12 protein-coding genes, 1 pseudogene and 1 riboswitch are annotated in these 15,450 nt (G+C 63.9%); of the genes and pseudogenes, 2 read left to right on the top strand and 11 right to left on the bottom strand.

The annotated features are described in order from the left end of the window. Positions 1-3 precede the first annotated feature (3 nt). From CUV01_RS08935 to CUV01_RS08915, 5 genes are all read right to left on the bottom strand, one after another. Positions 4-804, bottom strand: a complete 801-nt coding sequence (locus CUV01_RS08935) for a TRAP transporter small permease subunit (protein ID WP_101460165.1) — start codon at positions 802-804, stop codon at positions 4-6. 68 nt (positions 805-872) lie between these two features. After that, complete coding sequence (locus CUV01_RS08930; RefSeq protein ID WP_101460164.1) at positions 873-1,883, bottom strand: TRAP transporter substrate-binding protein; 1,011 nt, start codon at positions 1,881-1,883, stop codon at positions 873-875. A 271-nt stretch (positions 1,884-2,154) separates the two neighbouring features. Next, entirely contained in the window at positions 2,155-2,850 is a 696-nt protein-coding gene (locus CUV01_RS08925; RefSeq protein ID WP_101460163.1) for a thiamine ABC transporter ATP-binding protein, read from the bottom strand. After that, on the bottom strand, positions 2,843-4,387 hold the full coding sequence (locus CUV01_RS08920) for a thiamine/thiamine pyrophosphate ABC transporter permease ThiP (RefSeq protein ID WP_101460162.1): 1,545 nt from the start codon (positions 4,385-4,387) through the stop codon (positions 2,843-2,845). Before CUV01_RS08920 ends, CUV01_RS08925 begins: the two co-directional genes overlap by 8 nt. Beyond that, on the bottom strand, positions 4,363-5,346 hold the full coding sequence (locus CUV01_RS08915; protein ID WP_101460161.1) for a thiamine ABC transporter substrate-binding protein: 984 nt from the start codon (positions 5,344-5,346) through the stop codon (positions 4,363-4,365). Before CUV01_RS08915 ends, CUV01_RS08920 begins: the two co-directional genes overlap by 25 nt. 32 nt (positions 5,347-5,378) lie before the next feature. Next, positions 5,379-5,480: riboswitch (TPP riboswitch) on the bottom strand. Between the two features lie 67 nt (positions 5,481-5,547). On the opposite strand from CUV01_RS08915, the gene mutS reads away from it, so the two are divergent. Together mutS and aroC are read left to right on the top strand one after the other, a co-directional pair. After that, entirely contained in the window at positions 5,548-8,184 is a 2,637-nt protein-coding gene (mutS, locus tag CUV01_RS08910) for a DNA mismatch repair protein MutS (protein WP_101460160.1), read from the top strand. Further along, a complete protein-coding gene (gene aroC / locus CUV01_RS08905) occupies positions 8,181-9,281 on the top strand; it encodes a chorismate synthase (RefSeq protein WP_101460159.1) in 1,101 nt (366 codons plus the stop codon). The genes mutS and aroC overlap by 4 nt, the downstream gene beginning before the upstream one ends. Here the strand turns inward: aroC and CUV01_RS08900 are convergent. From CUV01_RS08900 to radC, 6 genes and pseudogenes are all read right to left on the bottom strand, one after another. Further along, positions 9,278-9,931: a fumarylacetoacetate hydrolase family protein gene (locus tag CUV01_RS08900; protein WP_101460158.1), complete on the bottom strand. Its 654-nt coding sequence runs from the start codon at positions 9,929-9,931 to the stop codon at positions 9,278-9,280. The genes aroC and CUV01_RS08900 overlap by 4 nt on opposite strands. Next, positions 9,928-10,803, bottom strand: coding sequence for a ribokinase (locus CUV01_RS08895; RefSeq protein WP_101460157.1), 876 nt, complete (start codon positions 10,801-10,803; stop codon positions 9,928-9,930). Before CUV01_RS08895 ends, CUV01_RS08900 begins: the two co-directional genes overlap by 4 nt. A gap of 129 nt (positions 10,804-10,932) precedes the next feature. Further along, positions 10,933-11,649: pseudogene (locus CUV01_RS20310) on the bottom strand (cytochrome c1); the annotation flags it as partial. Positions 11,650-12,399: 750 nt separating this feature from the next. Beyond that, complete coding sequence (petB, locus tag CUV01_RS08885; RefSeq protein ID WP_101460155.1) at positions 12,400-13,722, bottom strand: cytochrome b; 1,323 nt, start codon at positions 13,720-13,722, stop codon at positions 12,400-12,402. A 12-nt stretch (positions 13,723-13,734) separates the two neighbouring features. After that, positions 13,735-14,295: a ubiquinol-cytochrome c reductase iron-sulfur subunit gene (gene petA / locus CUV01_RS08880; protein ID WP_101461977.1), complete on the bottom strand. Its 561-nt coding sequence runs from the start codon at positions 14,293-14,295 to the stop codon at positions 13,735-13,737. A 294-nt stretch (positions 14,296-14,589) separates the two neighbouring features. Then, entirely contained in the window at positions 14,590-15,387 is a 798-nt protein-coding gene (gene radC, locus CUV01_RS08875; protein ID WP_101460154.1) for a RadC family protein, read from the bottom strand. Between the last annotated feature and the right edge of the window lie 63 nt (positions 15,388-15,450).

Here is a 15,450-nt window from a genome sequence, read left to right as displayed (position 1 = left end):
GGATCAGCTCCTTTTCGACTGATCGAACTGGTGTTGAGCGGATTCGATCATCTCTTCGATCTCGCTTTCATCGACGACGCCGTGGCTTTCAGGGCCACGCGACCAGTCAACGATCAGGTTCGCAATCGCCTGCACCGCGACCATGAACGCGGTAAAGATCACCATGATTTTCATCGTGGCCGGCAAGGGCGGGTCAAAGGCGGTGCCGAATGTCTCCCACCGCATGAATTTCTCGGACGCCTCGGTCCAGCCGCCCCAGAAAATGAAAAAGGCAAAAAGGAAAATCAGCGTCGTGGACAGCACATCGCAGCCGCGCTGCAACCAGCGTGGCATCTGGTCGTAAACCAGAAAGATCGAGATGTGGCTGCGTTGCTGCATCGCATAGACGCCGGCCAGCAGATAGATGAAGCCGGCCAGCCAGAGCGACATTTCATTGGCCCAAAGCGTTGGCTTTTCAAAGACATAGCGCGCGACGACCTCGAAGAACATGACGCCCACAACGCCCAGCAGCAGCAGCATGGTCACGCGGCAGAGGAACAGAGCGAATTTGTCGAACTTGCTGCGCAGTTCGATCTCGCCCTTGGTCGAGCGCGCAGAGGCGACGCCCATGACCAGCGCCACGATGGCAACCAGCGCGAAGAGGTAGTCGATCAGCCCCGCCGTCTGGTATTTCGAGTTCAGGTTGTCATTGGCCTTGCCCATCGCGACGATGAATCGCGGGAAGTACCAGATCACCCAGATCATGGCCCCCGTGAAGATCAGCGGCCACAGCATGTCTTTTGCAAATCGGATCGGGGGTTGCATCGGCACGTCCTCTCACTGGGCAAGGAACGCGCGGCCCCGCATGAACGGGGCCGCGCTGGACTGTCGTCTTATTCGGAAATCAGGTCGATTTCCTTCATGTAGGCGATGTGGCTGTCGACCAGTGCCTTGGTTTCCGGCGTCCGGGCCGCCCATTCCTGCCAGACCTCTTGCGCGGCCTGACGGAAGGAGTTGCGGTCCTCTTCGGACCAGTCAGCGATGGTCACGCCTTCCTCTTGCAGCTTGGGCAGCGCCTCTTCGTTGGCGGCCTGGCTGACCTCTGCCGATTTGGCACCCAGATCGTCCATGGCTTTTTGCACAACGGCCCGCTGTTCGTCGGTCAGGCTGTCCCATTTGGCCTTGTTGCAGGCCAGGTGGTCAGCCGGCATCGAGTGAAAGCCCGGATAGGTGGCGTTCTTGGCGATGTCATAGAGACCCATGCCGGCATTGTTGGCCAGGCTGGACGCATCCGCGCCGTCGATGATGCCGGTTTCAAGGGCGGTAAACACCTCGGTAAAGTCCATCACCACGGGGCTGGAGCCCAGCTTGGCGAAGATTTCGGTTTCCATGCCCGGAGGCGAACGGAATTTGAAATCCGCGAGATCGTCGATGCCATTGAGCGGCGTGGTCGAAGCCAGCGATTCCGGGCCATACATCCACCAGCCGATGAACTGTATGCCATAGGTGTTATAGAGGTTTTGCACCAGTTCCAGATTGCCGGGCTGCGCCAGCCAGTCAAACTGCTGCTGCGGGTTGTCGTAGCCGCCCATGATGTCGCCGACGAACTGGAACGCGGGGTTCTTGCCGATCTGATAGGCGCCGCCGGTCATGTCGCAATCGACGATGCCGTTGGCAGCGGCGTCGAAGGTTTCGACCGTTTTCACGACCGAGGACGAATAAAACATCTCGATGGTCAGGTCGCCATTCGAATCGGCGGCCACTTGTTCGACGAATTCCTGGGCCAGTTTGCCCGAGGTGGTTTCAGGCGCGTAATGGGTTTGAATACGCAGACTTTCGGCGGCAGCCGGCAGTGCCAGCGCCATTGCGGCAGCACCGCAGAACAGGGTTGTTTTCAGTTTCATTCAGATTCCTCCTCCTCTGTAGTCCGGGACTATTAAGTCATTATGTCATTTTGGTATACCATTTTCTTGCAGGCATCGGCAAAAACAGCCCCGGCAGCGCGCGAGCAGCAAATTGCAGGCCAAAAATTGGGCAGCGCGCTGCGTTTTCGACGACGGAACGAGGAAATCGGGCCCAAATGGCCGCAGTCTTGATTGGCAAAGCTTCATTCGCCCTCCCCCGCTCAACCTTAAGGATAGGCGCAAAACTTCTGTTGGGGCAATGGTGCTGTGTTCAGGCGCCCAGATAGCGGCGCAGACCGGGCGGCGGATTGTCCAGCAAGGGGCCGGTGGCCACCGGCGGGTTGGCGCGGCCGTTTTCGATGACGATGGTCTGCGGCGCAAAGCGGCGCGCGTCGTCGGGATCGTGGGTCACCATCAGGACCGTGGCCCCGGTCTGGCCCGCGATCTGGGCCAGCAGGTCGAGCATCTCGTCCTTGAGGGCCGGACCAAGCGCGCTGAACGCCTCGTCCAGCAACAGGATCGGGCGGGCGCGCAGCAACACGCGGGCCAGCGCGACGCGGCTTTGCTGGCCGCCCGACAGACGGGCCGGTTTGCGATCCGCCATGCCGGTCAGGCCCACGCGTTCCAGCGCCTGCGCGACCTGCCGGTGCTGATCGCCGCTGAGCCGCAGGTCCGGCCTGAGCCCCAGCCCGATATTCTGCGCCACGGTCAGATGCGGAAACAAGTTCTGGTCCTGAAACAGCACCGAGACAGGCCGCTGGCCGGGCGCAAGCGGCCTCAGATCGCGGCCTTCCCACAGCACCTGACCCCGGTCAGGCGGCAGGAAGCCGGAGACCAGCGACAGCAGCGTAGATTTGCCCGAACCGGACGCGCCGATCACCGCCACGCGGGCGCCCTGATCGACGCTCAGGTCAGCGGACAGGCTGAAATCGCCCAGGGTGACGGAAAGATCGCGAAACTCAAGCAAGGCGGCCCCCTCGGTCGAACAGCCAGAACAGGGCAAAGCTGATCACCATCAGCAGCACCGCGCAAGCCGAGGCATCGGCGATGCGGTAGGAATTCATCAACTGGTACAGCTTTAGCGGCAAGGTCGGCTGGTCGCTGGCGAAAAGGGTGATGACGCCCAGATCGCCCATCGCCAGCGCCGCCGCCAGACCGCCGGAAAAGCCAAGCGGTCGCGCCAGACGCGGCAGCGTCAGCAATCGCAGCCGCGCCCAGCCTTGCAGATCCAGAGAGGCCGCCAGCCGACCGTAATCCGCCTGCAGGCTGCGCGCCGCCGGGATCAGCGCGCGCAACACGAATGGCAGCGCCATCACCGCATTGATCGCCACCGTCACCGGCAACGCGATCTGCTGCGGCGTGACCCATGCGCGCAAGATGAGGTAAAGCCCGGTGCCCAGCACCAGAGGCGAGGCAATGATCGGCAGCATGCCCGCGACCTCGACCCAACGGCCCGCCCCGCGCGCAATCGTCAGCGCCAGCGTCAGCCCAAGCGCCAGCGCCAGCGCCGCCGAGATCAACGCCATGATGACCGAGCGCAGGGCCGCCGCCCAGACCGACGCATCGAGCGCCGCAATGCGCGGGATGCCGTCGGCCATGACGCTGAGCATCGGCCAAAGCAGAAACACCGTCGCCAGCCCGATCGCCAGCACATCCACGACGCGGCCCCAGCCGCGCGGCCCGCGCCACGACGCAGCCGCGTCCATGCCTGCACCAAAGGCCGAAGGGATCGTCACGCGGCTGGCCAGCGCCATCGCGCAAAGACACAGCGCCACCTGCACCAGCCCCAGTGTCGCCGCGCGGCCCATATCGAAATCAAAGCGGAAAGCCTGATAGATCGCCAGTTCGACCGTGGCGGCCTTTGGCCCGCCACCCAAAGCCAGCGCGACGGTAAACGAGGTCAGGCAGACCAGAAACACCGCCAGCCACACACCGGGCAGCACCGCGCGCAGCATCGGGCGTTCCAGATGCCGCGCGATGTCGCCGGGTGCAAAACCCAGACTGGCCGCCAGCCGAAACCGCTCGGACGGGATCGCCTGCCAGCCTTGCAGGATCAGGCGCACCGACAGCGGCAGGTTAAAGAACACATGCGCCAGAATGACGCCCTGCCAGCCATAGATGCTGATCTCGGGCAGGCCAAAGGCCCTGAGCCCGTCGTTCAGAAAGCCGTTGCGCCCGAAAACCGAGATCAGCCCCATGATCGCCACGATCACCGGCAGGATGAACGGCGCGCCCAACAGCGTGACCAGCACCGCGCGGCCCGGAAAATCGCGCCGCGCCAGCGCGCGGGCGACGGGCACCGCCAGCAGCGCCGACAGGCTGGCGGAAACGACCGCCTGCCAGACGGTGAACCACACCGCCTGCCAATCCCAACGCCCCAGCCCCGACAGCCCGCCCGCATAGACGGCAACGGCGGTCAGCGTGCCAAGGATCAGCGCAGCCAGCAGGGCAGCCGTGACCGCCCCGCCGATGCCGGATCTTAACGGGAAAACGCCGTCAGCCATTCATCCAGCGCCGGTTTGCGCAGGCTTTCCGCCTCGTCTTCACTGTAGAACAGTGTCTTTTCGGGCCGCGGCAGATCGCGCATGACCTCGGGCCAGTCGGCCTCGGCCAGTTTGGCCGGCAGCGACCAGTTGGCCAGCGGGATCGTCGACTGGAATTCGGGCGTCAGCACCCAGTCCATGAAGGACTGCGCCAGTCCCGGCTGATCGGTGCCCTTTAGCTGCGCCGTCAGCTCGGCCATGAAATAATGCCCCTCGGGAAAGATGGCGGCGTGTTTGGTCAGGTCATCCTCGGCGGCGATATGGTAGGCGGGCGAGGTGGTGTAGGACAGCACCATATCGGCCTCTCCATCGGTGAACATGCCGTAGGATTCAGACCAGCCCTTGGTCACGGTCAGCACCTTGGGCGCCAGCTTTGCCCAGGCCTCGGGCGCGTCGTCGCCATAGATCCCCTGCACCCAGAGCAGCAAGGCCAGCCCCGAAATCGACGAGCGCGGGTCCTGGATGACGATTTTGAGATCATCGGGCGCGTCCAGCAATTCAGCGAAACTGGCGGGCGGATTTTCCAGCCGCGTGTCGTCATAGACGAATGCGGTCTCGCCCCAGTTATAGGGCAGGAAGGTGTCATCGGTCCATTCGACCGGCAGCGACAGATCATCGGTCAGCTGACCATGCGGCGCAAAGAGGCCAGAGGCCCGCGCCCGTGCGGTCACATCGGTGTTGAGGCCAAAGACGATATCGGCCTCGGTCGCCTCGCCCTCGATCAGGATGCGCGGCAGGATATCGCCGGTCACGAATTGCAGATCGCAGTCGCAAAAGGCCTCGAACCCCTCTTCGATCTTTGGGCCCGGGCCCCATTCGCTGACGATATAATCGCCGGCATAGACGGTCAGCACCGGCTGGTCCTGTGCGATGGCGGGGCTTGCAGCCAGCAATGCGGCGGCCAGAATACGGGTGTTCATCCGTGTCCTCCTTTGGTTCAGGTTCCGAAAGAAAGGATCACGACAACCTTCCCTCCGCCGGTTTTTAGGCCGGATCAGGTTCAACGGGTCCGCTATTGCGTCTCAGCCCTGAACGGGCACCCCGAGGTAGGCTTGAATGTAGTGGTTCCCCAGCCGTACGCAAGTCGCTAGAAACAGCCCGAAGCACAGGCAAGGGTACGCATGTCCGATCAGCCCACACCAATGATGGCGCAATATCTGGCGATCCGGGAGGCCAATCCCGGCGCGCTGCTGTTCTATCGCATGGGTGATTTCTACGAGATGTTCTTTGACGATGCCGTCGCTGCCGCCGCCGCGCTGGACATTGCGCTGACCAAACGCGGCACGCATGAGGGGCAGCCGATTCCGATGTGCGGCGTGCCGTTTCATGCGGCCGAAAGCTATCTGCTGACGCTGATCCGCAAGGGGTTTCGCGTGGCCATCGCCGAGCAGATGGAGGACCCGGCCGAGGCCAAGAAGCGCGGTTCCAAATCCGTTGTTGCCCGCGATGTGGTGCGGCTGGTCACGCCCGGCACCCTGACCGAAGAGGCGCTGCTGGAGGCGCGGCGCCACAACTTTCTGGCCGCTTTCGCGCAGGTTCGCGATCAGGCGGCGCTGGCCTGGGTCGATATCTCGACCGGCGCGTTTCAGGTGATGGACTGCCCGATGTCGCGTCTGGCACCCGAACTGGCCCGTCTTGCGCCGCGCGAATTGCTGGCGGTTGACGGATCGGGGCTGGACGATCTGGCAGGTGATGCGGGTGCCGCGCTGACCGGACTGCCGCCCGGCGCCTTTGACAGCGCATCGGGCACGCGGCGGCTATGTGCCTTGTTCAAGGTCGAGACGCTGGACGGCTTTGGCGCTTTCAGCCGGGCTGAACTGTCGGCCATGGGCGCGATCGTCGATTATCTGGAACTGACGCAAAAGGGGAACCTGCCCCTGCTGCGCCCGCCGGTTCGCGAGCGGGCCAGCGGCGCAATGCAGATCGACGCGGCAACGCGGCGCAATCTGGAACTGACGCAGGCGCTGTCGGGCGGGCGCGAAGGCAGCCTGCTGACGGCCATCGACCGCACGGTGACGGCGGCGGGCGCGCGGTTGCTAGAACGTCGCATCAGCGCGCCGTCGCGTGATCTGGCGCTGATCCATGCGCGGCAAGAGGCCGTCGCGCAACTGGTCGAGGACGCCCGTCTGTCCGCCGATCTGCGGGCGGCACTGGCACTTGCGCCCGACATGGATCGCGCGCTGTCGCGTCTGGCGCTGGACCGGGGCGGGCCGCGCGATCTGGCAGCGATCCGGGCGGGGCTGAGCCAGGGCGCAGAGATCGCCACGCGGTTCCCGGCGGATGCGGCGCAGGTGCTGCGTCAGGCCGTGCGGGATCTGACGGGTCATGACGCGCTGATCCAGTTGCTGGACGATGCCTTGGTGGCCGAGCCGCCCCTGCTGACCCGCGACGGCGGCTTTGTCGCGCCGGACTATGACGAGGATCTGGACGAGACCCGTCGCCTGCGCGACGAGGGCCGGGGCGTCATCGCCAGGATGCAATCGGATTATGCGGCGCTGGCCGGCGTGCAAAGCCTCAAGATCAAGCACAACAATGTGCTGGGCTATTTCATCGAGACCACGACCACGCATGCCGAAAAGATGATGGCGCCACCGCTGAGCGAGACCTTTATTCACCGGCAGACCACGGCCAACCAGATCCGCTTTACCACCGTCGAGCTGTCAGAGCTGGAAACCCGCATCCTGAACGCACGCGACCGCGCCTTGCAGATCGAGCGTGCGGTCTTTGAGCGGCTGCGCGAGGCTGTGCTGGAACGCGCGCCGCAGATCGGACAGGCCGCCCGCGCGCTGGCTGAGATCGACCTTGCCGCCGGTTTCGCCGATATCGCGTCGGGCGAAAGCTGGACCCGGCCCCGCGTCGATGACAGCCGCGCCTTCGTCATCGAGGGCGGCCGGCATCCGGTCGTCGAACGCGCGCTGAAACGCAAGGCCGAGGCGTTTGTCGCCAATGATTGTGACCTGACCAGCGGCGACACGCCTGCGATCTGGCTGCTGACCGGGCCGAACATGGCCGGTAAATCGACGTTTCTGCGCCAGAACGCCCTTATCGCGGTGCTGGCGCAAGCCGGTGCGTTCGTGCCGGCCCGCCGCGCCCATATCGGCATGGTCAGCCAGCTTTTCAGCCGCGTCGGTGCGGCTGACGATCTGGCGCGGGGCCGGTCGACCTTTATGGTCGAGATGGTCGAGACCGCCGCGATCCTCAACCAGGCCGATGACCACGCGCTGGTGATTCTGGACGAAATCGGACGTGGCACCGCGACCTGGGATGGCCTCAGCATCGCCTGGGCGGTGATGGAGCATCTGCACGCGGCCAACCGTTGTCGCGCTCTGTTTGCCACGCACTACCACGAAATGACGGCCCTGACCGCCAAGCTGGACGGCGTCGAAAACGCCACCGTCACGGTGCGCGAATGGGAAGGCGAGGTGATCTTTCTGCACGAGGTCCGCAAGGGTGCCGCCGATCGCAGCTATGGGGTGCAGGTGGCGCGGTTGGCCGGCCTGCCTGCATCTGTCGTCGAGCGCGCGCGCGAGGTGCTGGACGCGCTGGAATCGGGCGAGCGCGAGGGGGCCACACGTCCCGCCGCCCTGATCGATGACCTGCCCTTGTTCCGCGCGATTCCCCCGGCGCCCGCTGCCGCCACGCCCAAAGACAACCCTGTGGACCTGCGGATGAAGGATATCCACCCCGATACGCTGAGCCCGCGCGAGGCGCTGGACCTGATCTATGAACTCAAATCCCTGACCGGAGACACCGCATGAGCTATAACACCTTTGGCCGCGAATTCCGGTTCACCACCTGGGGCGAAAGCCACGGCCCTGCCCTCGGCGCGACCGTCGATGGCGTGCCGCCCGGCGTAAAGCTGGACGAGGCCTATATCCAGCAGTTCATGGACCGCCGCCGCCCCGGCACCAGCAAGCACACCACGCAGCGCAAGGAAGCAGACGCGGTGCGCATTCTGTCGGGCGTATTCGAGGGGCTGACGACCGGCACACCCATCCAGTTGATGATCGAAAACACCGATCAGCGCAGCAAGGATTACGGCGATATTGCGCGTGCGTTTCGCCCCGGCCATGCCGATATCACCTATCAGATGAAATACGGCCATCGCGATTATCGCGGGGGCGGGCGATCATCTGCGCGGGAAACGGCGGCGCGGGTTGCCGCAGGCGGTGTGGCGCAGGCGGTGCTGGCGCAGTTGCTGCCTGACCTGAAGATCACCGGTTACATGGTGCAGATGGGCGCGCTGCATCTGAACCGCGAGGCGTTTGACGCGGGCGCGATCAACGACAATCCGTTCTTTCTGCCCGATGCGACGGCGGTGCAGGACTGGTCCGATTATCTGGACGGCATCCGCAAGGATCAGAACAGCGTCGGCGCTGCCATCGAGGTTCTGGTGCAGGGCTGCCCTGCGGGTCTGGGCGCGCCGGTCTATGCCAAGCTGGACACCGATCTGGCGGCTGCGATGATGTCGATCAATGCCGTCAAGGGCGTCGAGATTGGCGAAGGCATGGGGGCCGCCGCAATGACCGGCACCGATAACGCCGACGAGATCCGCATGGGCAATCAGGGGCCGTATTTCCTGTCAAACCATGCCGGCGGCATATTGGGCGGGATCAGCAGCGGGCAGGATATCGTGGTGCGGTTTTCGATCAAGCCGACCAGTTCGATCACCACCCCACGCCGCGCGATCAACGACAAGGGCGAAGAGATCGAGTTGATCACCAAGGGCCGCCACGACCCCTGCGTGGGCATCCGTGCGGTGCCGGTGGCCGAGGCGATGGCGGCATGTGTGATTCTGGATCACCTGCTGATGGATCGCGCGCAGACCGGCGGCGTGCGCGGCCAGATCGGCTAGACGATCCGCGCGTCCAGCACCGGCAACCCGTCGATTTCCGCATGCAGGCTGTCGCCGCGTGTTACCGCACCGACGCCCGCCGGTGTGCCGGTCATGATCAGATCGCCGGGCATCAGCGTATAAAGGCTGGACAGAAAGGCCACGATCTCGGCCTCGGAAAAGATCATCTGTTCCAGCGCGCCGTCCTGACGGACCGCGCCATTGACCGACAGGCGAATGCCCGGCCCGGCGGCGGCGCTGGACAGGGGCGCGATGATTGCCGAATGGTCGAAATCCTTGGCGGCATCCCAAGGACGGCGCTTGTCCTTGGCCTCGCCCTGCAGATCACGGCGGGTCATGTCCAGACCGACGGCGCGCCCGACAATGGCGGCGGCGGCCTGTTCGGGCGACGCATCGTCAAGCTCGGTGCCGATGGCCAGCACCAGTTCAACCTCGTGATGCAAATCCTCGGTGCCGGGCGGATAAGGAACATCGCCCGGTGCTGTCAGCGCATGGGCGGATTTGGTGAAGAAGAACGGCTTTTCCCGGTCGACCTCATTGCCCATCTCGGCGGCGTGGTCGGCATAGTTCCGCCCGATGCAGAAAATGCGGCGCACCGGAAAATCGGCACCATCAAGGGTCAGCGCGGGTTGAGAGATCGCATGGGTCATGATTGTTCCGCCAGAAATTGTTCCACTTCGGCCAGCTTGGGGATCGCATCGCCCGCACCGCGTCGCGTCACCTTCAGCGCCGCCGCAGCCGCCGCCAGACGCAGCGCCGAGGGGATATCCTCGTCCCGGTCCAGGCTGGCAACGAAATAGCCGGCAAAGCAATCGCCGGCGCCCGTCGTATCGACCACATCAACCGCAAAGGCGGGCACCTGAAAATGCCGGTCATCGCGCAAATCGCGATATTCGGCCCCTTCGGCGCCGCGCGTGATCAGCATGCCCTCGACATCCGGATCACCGCCCAGAAGATCGGTCAGCTGCGCGGCCTCGCCCTCGTTCACGGCGATGATCGAGATATGGGGCAGAACGGCGCGCAGGGCGTCGATGTCGAAGGGCGCCGCCGAATAGACGACGCGAACCGAGCGCTTGGCCGCGATCTGTGCCAGTTCGACCTGCAGGTTGGTCTCGTTCTGCATCAACAGGAAATCGCCGCCCTTCATGCGGGCGATGGCCGATTTGAACTGGTCCAGCTGCAAGGTGCGGTTGGCGCCGCCATGGATGACGATCGAATTCTCGCCCTCGTCATCCAGCAGAATGATCGCATGGCCGGTGGCCTGATCGTGGTGCCGAACGATATGCGTGGTATCGACACCAGAGGCGGTCAGGCGGCCGACAACCCAGTCATCGGCGCGGGCGGCTGCACCCAGATGCACCACCGACGCGCCGGCGCGGGCAGCCGCCAGCGACTGGTTGGCGCCCTTGCCGCCCAAACCCTTGTGAAACCCGGTTGCCGCCAGCGTCTCGCCCGGCCTTGGCATATGGCGCAGACGGTAAGCCTTGTCGATATTGATCGAGCCCAGGTTCCAGATGGTCATGTGATCCTGCCTCCGTTTCGACAATCTGGCACAGGGAAGAAGCCAGGCCAGAAAAACGAAACGCGCCCTGCGAGGGGCGCGTTCCCGGTGTCACGTCAAGCCTGAGCGCAACACGCTATGATCCGCGCCTTAGTGCTTGCCCTTGTGGGGCGCCCAAAGCCGCTTGTTGGTGTAGAACAGCAGAGCCGACAGCACGATCAGGAACAGGACCGAAACCAGTCCGACCTGCTTGCGCGCCATCATCTTGGGCTCGGCGGTCCACATCAGAAAGGCCGACACGTCGCGCGACATCTGATCGACGGTCGCGGGGGTTCCGTCCTCATAGGTGACCAGATCGTCCGACAGGGGCGGCGGCATCCCGATATAGCCGCCGGGGAAGGCGGTGTTTTCGTAAAGCACCGTCCCGGCCTGTTCCATATCTTCGCCGGTATAGCCTGCAAGAACGGCGTGGATATATTCCGGTCCGCCGATGCCGTTGATCAGCTGGCTAATCCCGGTGCCGTAGGGGCCATGGAAGCCCGCGCGCGCCTTGGCCATGAGCGACAGATCCGGCCCCATGCCGTCGCCGGTCACGGTGGGGAAATGGTCGGTGGGCAGACGGTCGCGATCTTCGCCCAGTTCGGGGTCGAAGATTTGGGTCAGATCGACCGCATAGGCGCGAACCTGATCCTCGGGCAGCGCAGGGCCGCCTTCATTGGACAGGGTGCGAATCGGCACCTGCTTCATGCCGTGGCAGGCGGCGCAGACCTCGGTATAGACCTGCAGGCCACGCTGAAGCTGGAACTGATCAAAGGTGCCGAACGGGCCTTCGAAACTGAAGGCGATGTCTTCGATATGACCGGCGCCGTGATCAGCAGCGGCTTCGTGATCGCCGTCTTCGGCGTGCTCTTCGTCGGCGGCGTGTTCGTCGGCCCCATCAGCCTCGGCTGTGGTTTCGCCTTCTGCGGCGTCAGCCTCGGGTGCCTCGGCCGTATCCGCGGCGGCTTCGTCGCCCGCAGCCGCGTCCTGTTCGGCGTCGGTGGTCTCGACAGCCGCCTCATCAGCGGCCGGTGCAGCCTCGTCCTGCGCGGTTTCTTCGGCCTCGGTCTGATCAGCGGATTCGTCTGCCGGCACTTCTGCGGCAGCTTCTTCACCGGCAACCGTTTCCTCAGGCGCAACATCTGCGGCCGTGTCTTCGGCTGCGGGTTCCTCTTCGGCCTCGGCTGCGGGCTCTGCGGCAGGTTCTTCCGCCGCCGCATCTTCGGCTGCAGGTTCTTCGGTCGCAGGTTCCGCTGCTTCGGCCTCAGGCTCTGCGGCATCCGCGGCAGGTTCTGCGGCCTCGGCCTCGGGTTCCGCGGCTTCCACTTCTACGGCGTCAGCCGCCGGTTCTGCGGTAACGGCCTCGGTGGCGTCTGTCGCAGGCTCTGCGGCATCGGCTTCAGGTGCCGCATCGGCGGCAGGTGCGTCGGCCTCGCCTGTGCCTTCCGGCACCACGACGGGCACTTCGGGCTGCTCGGTCGTCTGCGCATCCTGCGCCAACGCAAAGCCGGCGGTGCCGATCAGCAGGGCCGAAACGGCCGAGAGCGTCTTGGTTCTCAGAGTCATTCTCGGCTCTCCTTACTCGGCGGGGTGGGCATCAGCCCGGTAGTGTTCGTTGAAGTCCTGCTCGATGGTCTGTGGCATCGGCTCGGGCTTTTCGGTCACACCCAGCAGCGGCAGGATGATCAGGAAATAGCCAAACCAATAGGCCGATCCAGCCAGCGCGATGTAGGGATAGATCCCCTCGGCAGGCATGGCGCCCACCCACATCAGCACGACGAAATCGACGGCCAGAAGCCAGAACCACCACTTGAATTGCGGGCGGTAACGGCCCGAGCGCACGCGGCTGGTATCCAGCCAGGGCACCAGCACCATCACGATGATGGCGCCGAACATGGCCAGCACGCCGAAGAACTTGGCGTCGATGATGCCAAAGCTGAGCCATTCGACCAGCATCACCACCCAGACATCGGCGGTAAAGGCGCGCAGGATCGCGTAGAAGGGCAAGAAGTACCATTCCGGCACAATATGTGCGGGCGTCGCCAGCGGGTTCGCCTCGATATAGTTATCGGGGTGGCCCAGATAGTTCGGCATGAAGCCCACGACCGCGAAGAACACCACCAGAATGACGGCCAGCGCAAAGACGTCCTTTATGACGAAATAGGGCCAGAAGGGCAGCGTGTCTTTCTCGGCTTCTTCCTTGCTGGTGCGGCGCACCTCGATGCCGGTCGGGTTGTTGTTGCCGGTGGTGTGGAAGGCCCAGATATGGACGATCACCAGCCCGGCGATCACGAAGGGCAGCAGGTAGTGCAGCGAGAAAAAGCGGTTCAGCGTGGCGTTGTCCACAGCCGGGCCGCCCAGCAGCCAGGTCTGGATCGGTTCGCCGATGCCGGGGATCGCGCCGAACAGGCCGGTGATCACCGTGGCGCCCCAGAACGACATCTGGCCCCAGGGCAGCACATAGCCCATGAACGCAGTGGCCATCATCGCCAGATAGATCAGCATGCCGATGATCCAGGTGACCTCGCGCGGGGCCTTGTAGCTGCCGTAATAGAGGCCGCGGAAAATGTGCATGTAGACGGCAAGGAAGAACAGCGAGGCGCCATTTGCGTGCAGGTAACGCAGCATATAGCCGCCATTCACGTTGCGCATGATATGTTCGACGCTGGCGAAGGCCATGTCGACCTGCGGCGTGTAATGCATCGCCAGCACGATGCCGGTCGCGATCTGCAGCACCAGGCAGAAGGCAAGAACGATGCCCCAGATCCACATCCAGTTCAGGTTCTTGGGAGTGGGGATCATCAGCGTGTCGTAAAGGATGCCCACCACCGGCAAACGGCGGTTGAGCCACTTTTCAAAGCCTGACTTGGGCTCGTAGTGGTCGTGCGGAATTCCGGCCATAGCGTGCCCTCCTCAGCCCAGTTGAATGGTGGTTTCGTTCAGGAACACCGCCACCGGGATATGCATGTTCTGCGGCGCGGGGCCGCGGCGGATACGTCCGGCAGTGTCGTAGTGGCTACCGTGACAGGGGCAAAACCAGCCACCGAAGTCGCCAGCGCCCTCGCCGATGGGCACGCAGCCCAGATGGGTGCAGACACCGATCTGGACCAGCCATTCGCCGGCTTCGTCCAGGGTGCGATTCTCGTCTGTCGCGGGTTCGCCCGGCAGGTTGGCGTTCTCGGCGTTCTGGTCGATCAGATCGCCCAGATCGACGGCGCGGCCTGCCTCGATCTCTTCGGGTGTGCGGCGGCGGATGAACACGGGCTTGCCCAACCATTTCACCGTCAGCTGCGTGCCGACAGAAAGGGTGCTTACATCGACCTGGATCGACGACAGCGCCTGAACGTCTGCAGACGGGTTCATCTGGTTGACGAGGGTCCAGCCAGCGGCCCCTGCGGCCACCACACCGGTCCCGGCCGTGGCATAATAGAGGAAGTCCCTCCGGGTGCCTGCGTGATCATCTACGTTGGACACGGGTTTTTCTCCAGTTCGGGCCTTATGCTTGGCGGTGCGACAATCCGGCCGCATAGTTTGCAGCCATTTGCCGGGGCGTTGTAGCGATCAAATCCGCGTCAGTCCAGCGGGTTCGCCTGCGTCCTGCGTGGCAAAAGTCGGGCACCGTTGGAAATTTGTCGCGCCCGCTGTGAACTGCCCCAACCCTGCAAGCCCAATGAGACAAAGCCAGAGGCCCTGCCCGCGCATTCAATGAAATTGTGATGTGGGTCAAATGGGTGGCATGCGGGCCGCGCGAATCGCCGCCGCGCGCCGTCAGATCAGGCCTTCGCTGCGAAAGCTGATTTCACATGATTTGCCGATGACGATGTGATCGTGCAGCGTGATCGACAGGCTGTCGGCGGCGCGCGCGATCTGGTGGGTCATCGCAATGTCTGCCTCGGACGGGGTCGGATCGCCCGAGGGGTGATTGTGCACAAGGATGATGGCCGAGGCGTTCAGTTCCAACGCCCGGCGCATGATCTCGCGGGGATAGACCGGCACATGATCGACCGTGCCCTGCGCCTGCTTTTCATCGGTGATCAGGCAGTTTTTGCGGTCAAGGAACAGCACGTGGAACTGTTCCGTCTCGGCATGGGCCATGGTGGTGTGGCAATAATCCAAAAGCGCCTGCCATCCCGACATAACCGGGCGGTTCAGAACGCGTGCGCGCGCCAGCCGCTGCGCCGATGCCTCGACAATCTTCAATTCGGTGATCACGGCCGGACCAACGCCCGGAACCTGCCCCAACCGCGCGGTAGAGGCCGAGATGACGCGGTTGAAATCCCCAAACATGTCCAGCAACCGCTGCGCCAGCGGTTGCGGGTCCAGACGGGGCATGGCGCGAAACAGGATCAGTTCCAGAAGTTCGTCATCCGATACTGCCGCAGCACCACATTGCAAAAGGCGATTTCGCAGGCGGAAACGATGATCAGCCGGGCAAGAGGGCGACGATTTGTCGCGGTTCGGTGCTTGCGCCCGATCAGGTTCCTGGCCCTGAACCGGCCCGACATCATCAGGCGCCAGCGCAAAAAGCGGCAAGGGTGCTTCGGCAAAGGCGTGTGTCAGGTCCATGCCGGAATATTTGCACCAGACGCGTCAAAATTCGGTTAATCGCGGTTCCCTCTGTCCAGGAAA

This window comes from Paracoccus tegillarcae, from assembly GCF_002847305.1.
Lineage (GTDB): Bacteria > Pseudomonadota > Alphaproteobacteria > Rhodobacterales > Rhodobacteraceae > Paracoccus > Paracoccus tegillarcae.
This window is presented reverse-complemented; position numbering and strand designations above follow the sequence as displayed.

Coding starts and splice junctions, on each gene's coding strand:
- CUV01_RS08900 (WP_101460158.1), bottom strand. CDS start 9,931: ATGACCCATGCGATCTCTCAACCCGCGCTGACCCTTGATGGTGCCGAT.
- CUV01_RS08915 (WP_101460161.1), bottom strand. CDS start 5,346: ATGAACACCCGTATTCTGGCCGCCGCATTGCTGGCTGCAAGCCCCGCC.
- CUV01_RS08930 (WP_101460164.1), bottom strand. CDS start 1,883: ATGAAACTGAAAACAACCCTGTTCTGCGGTGCTGCCGCAATGGCGCTG.
- mutS (WP_101460160.1), top strand. CDS start 5,548: ATGTCCGATCAGCCCACACCAATGATGGCGCAATATCTGGCGATCCGG.
- aroC (WP_101460159.1), top strand. CDS start 8,181: ATGAGCTATAACACCTTTGGCCGCGAATTCCGGTTCACCACCTGGGGC.
- CUV01_RS08920 (WP_101460162.1), bottom strand. CDS start 4,387: ATGGCTGACGGCGTTTTCCCGTTAAGATCCGGCATCGGCGGGGCGGTC.
- petB (WP_101460155.1), bottom strand. CDS start 13,722: ATGGCCGGAATTCCGCACGACCACTACGAGCCCAAGTCAGGCTTTGAA.
- CUV01_RS08895 (WP_101460157.1), bottom strand. CDS start 10,803: ATGACCATCTGGAACCTGGGCTCGATCAATATCGACAAGGCTTACCGT.
- radC (WP_101460154.1), bottom strand. CDS start 15,387: ATGGACCTGACACACGCCTTTGCCGAAGCACCCTTGCCGCTTTTTGCG.
- CUV01_RS08935 (WP_101460165.1), bottom strand. CDS start 804: ATGCAACCCCCGATCCGATTTGCAAAAGACATGCTGTGGCCGCTGATC.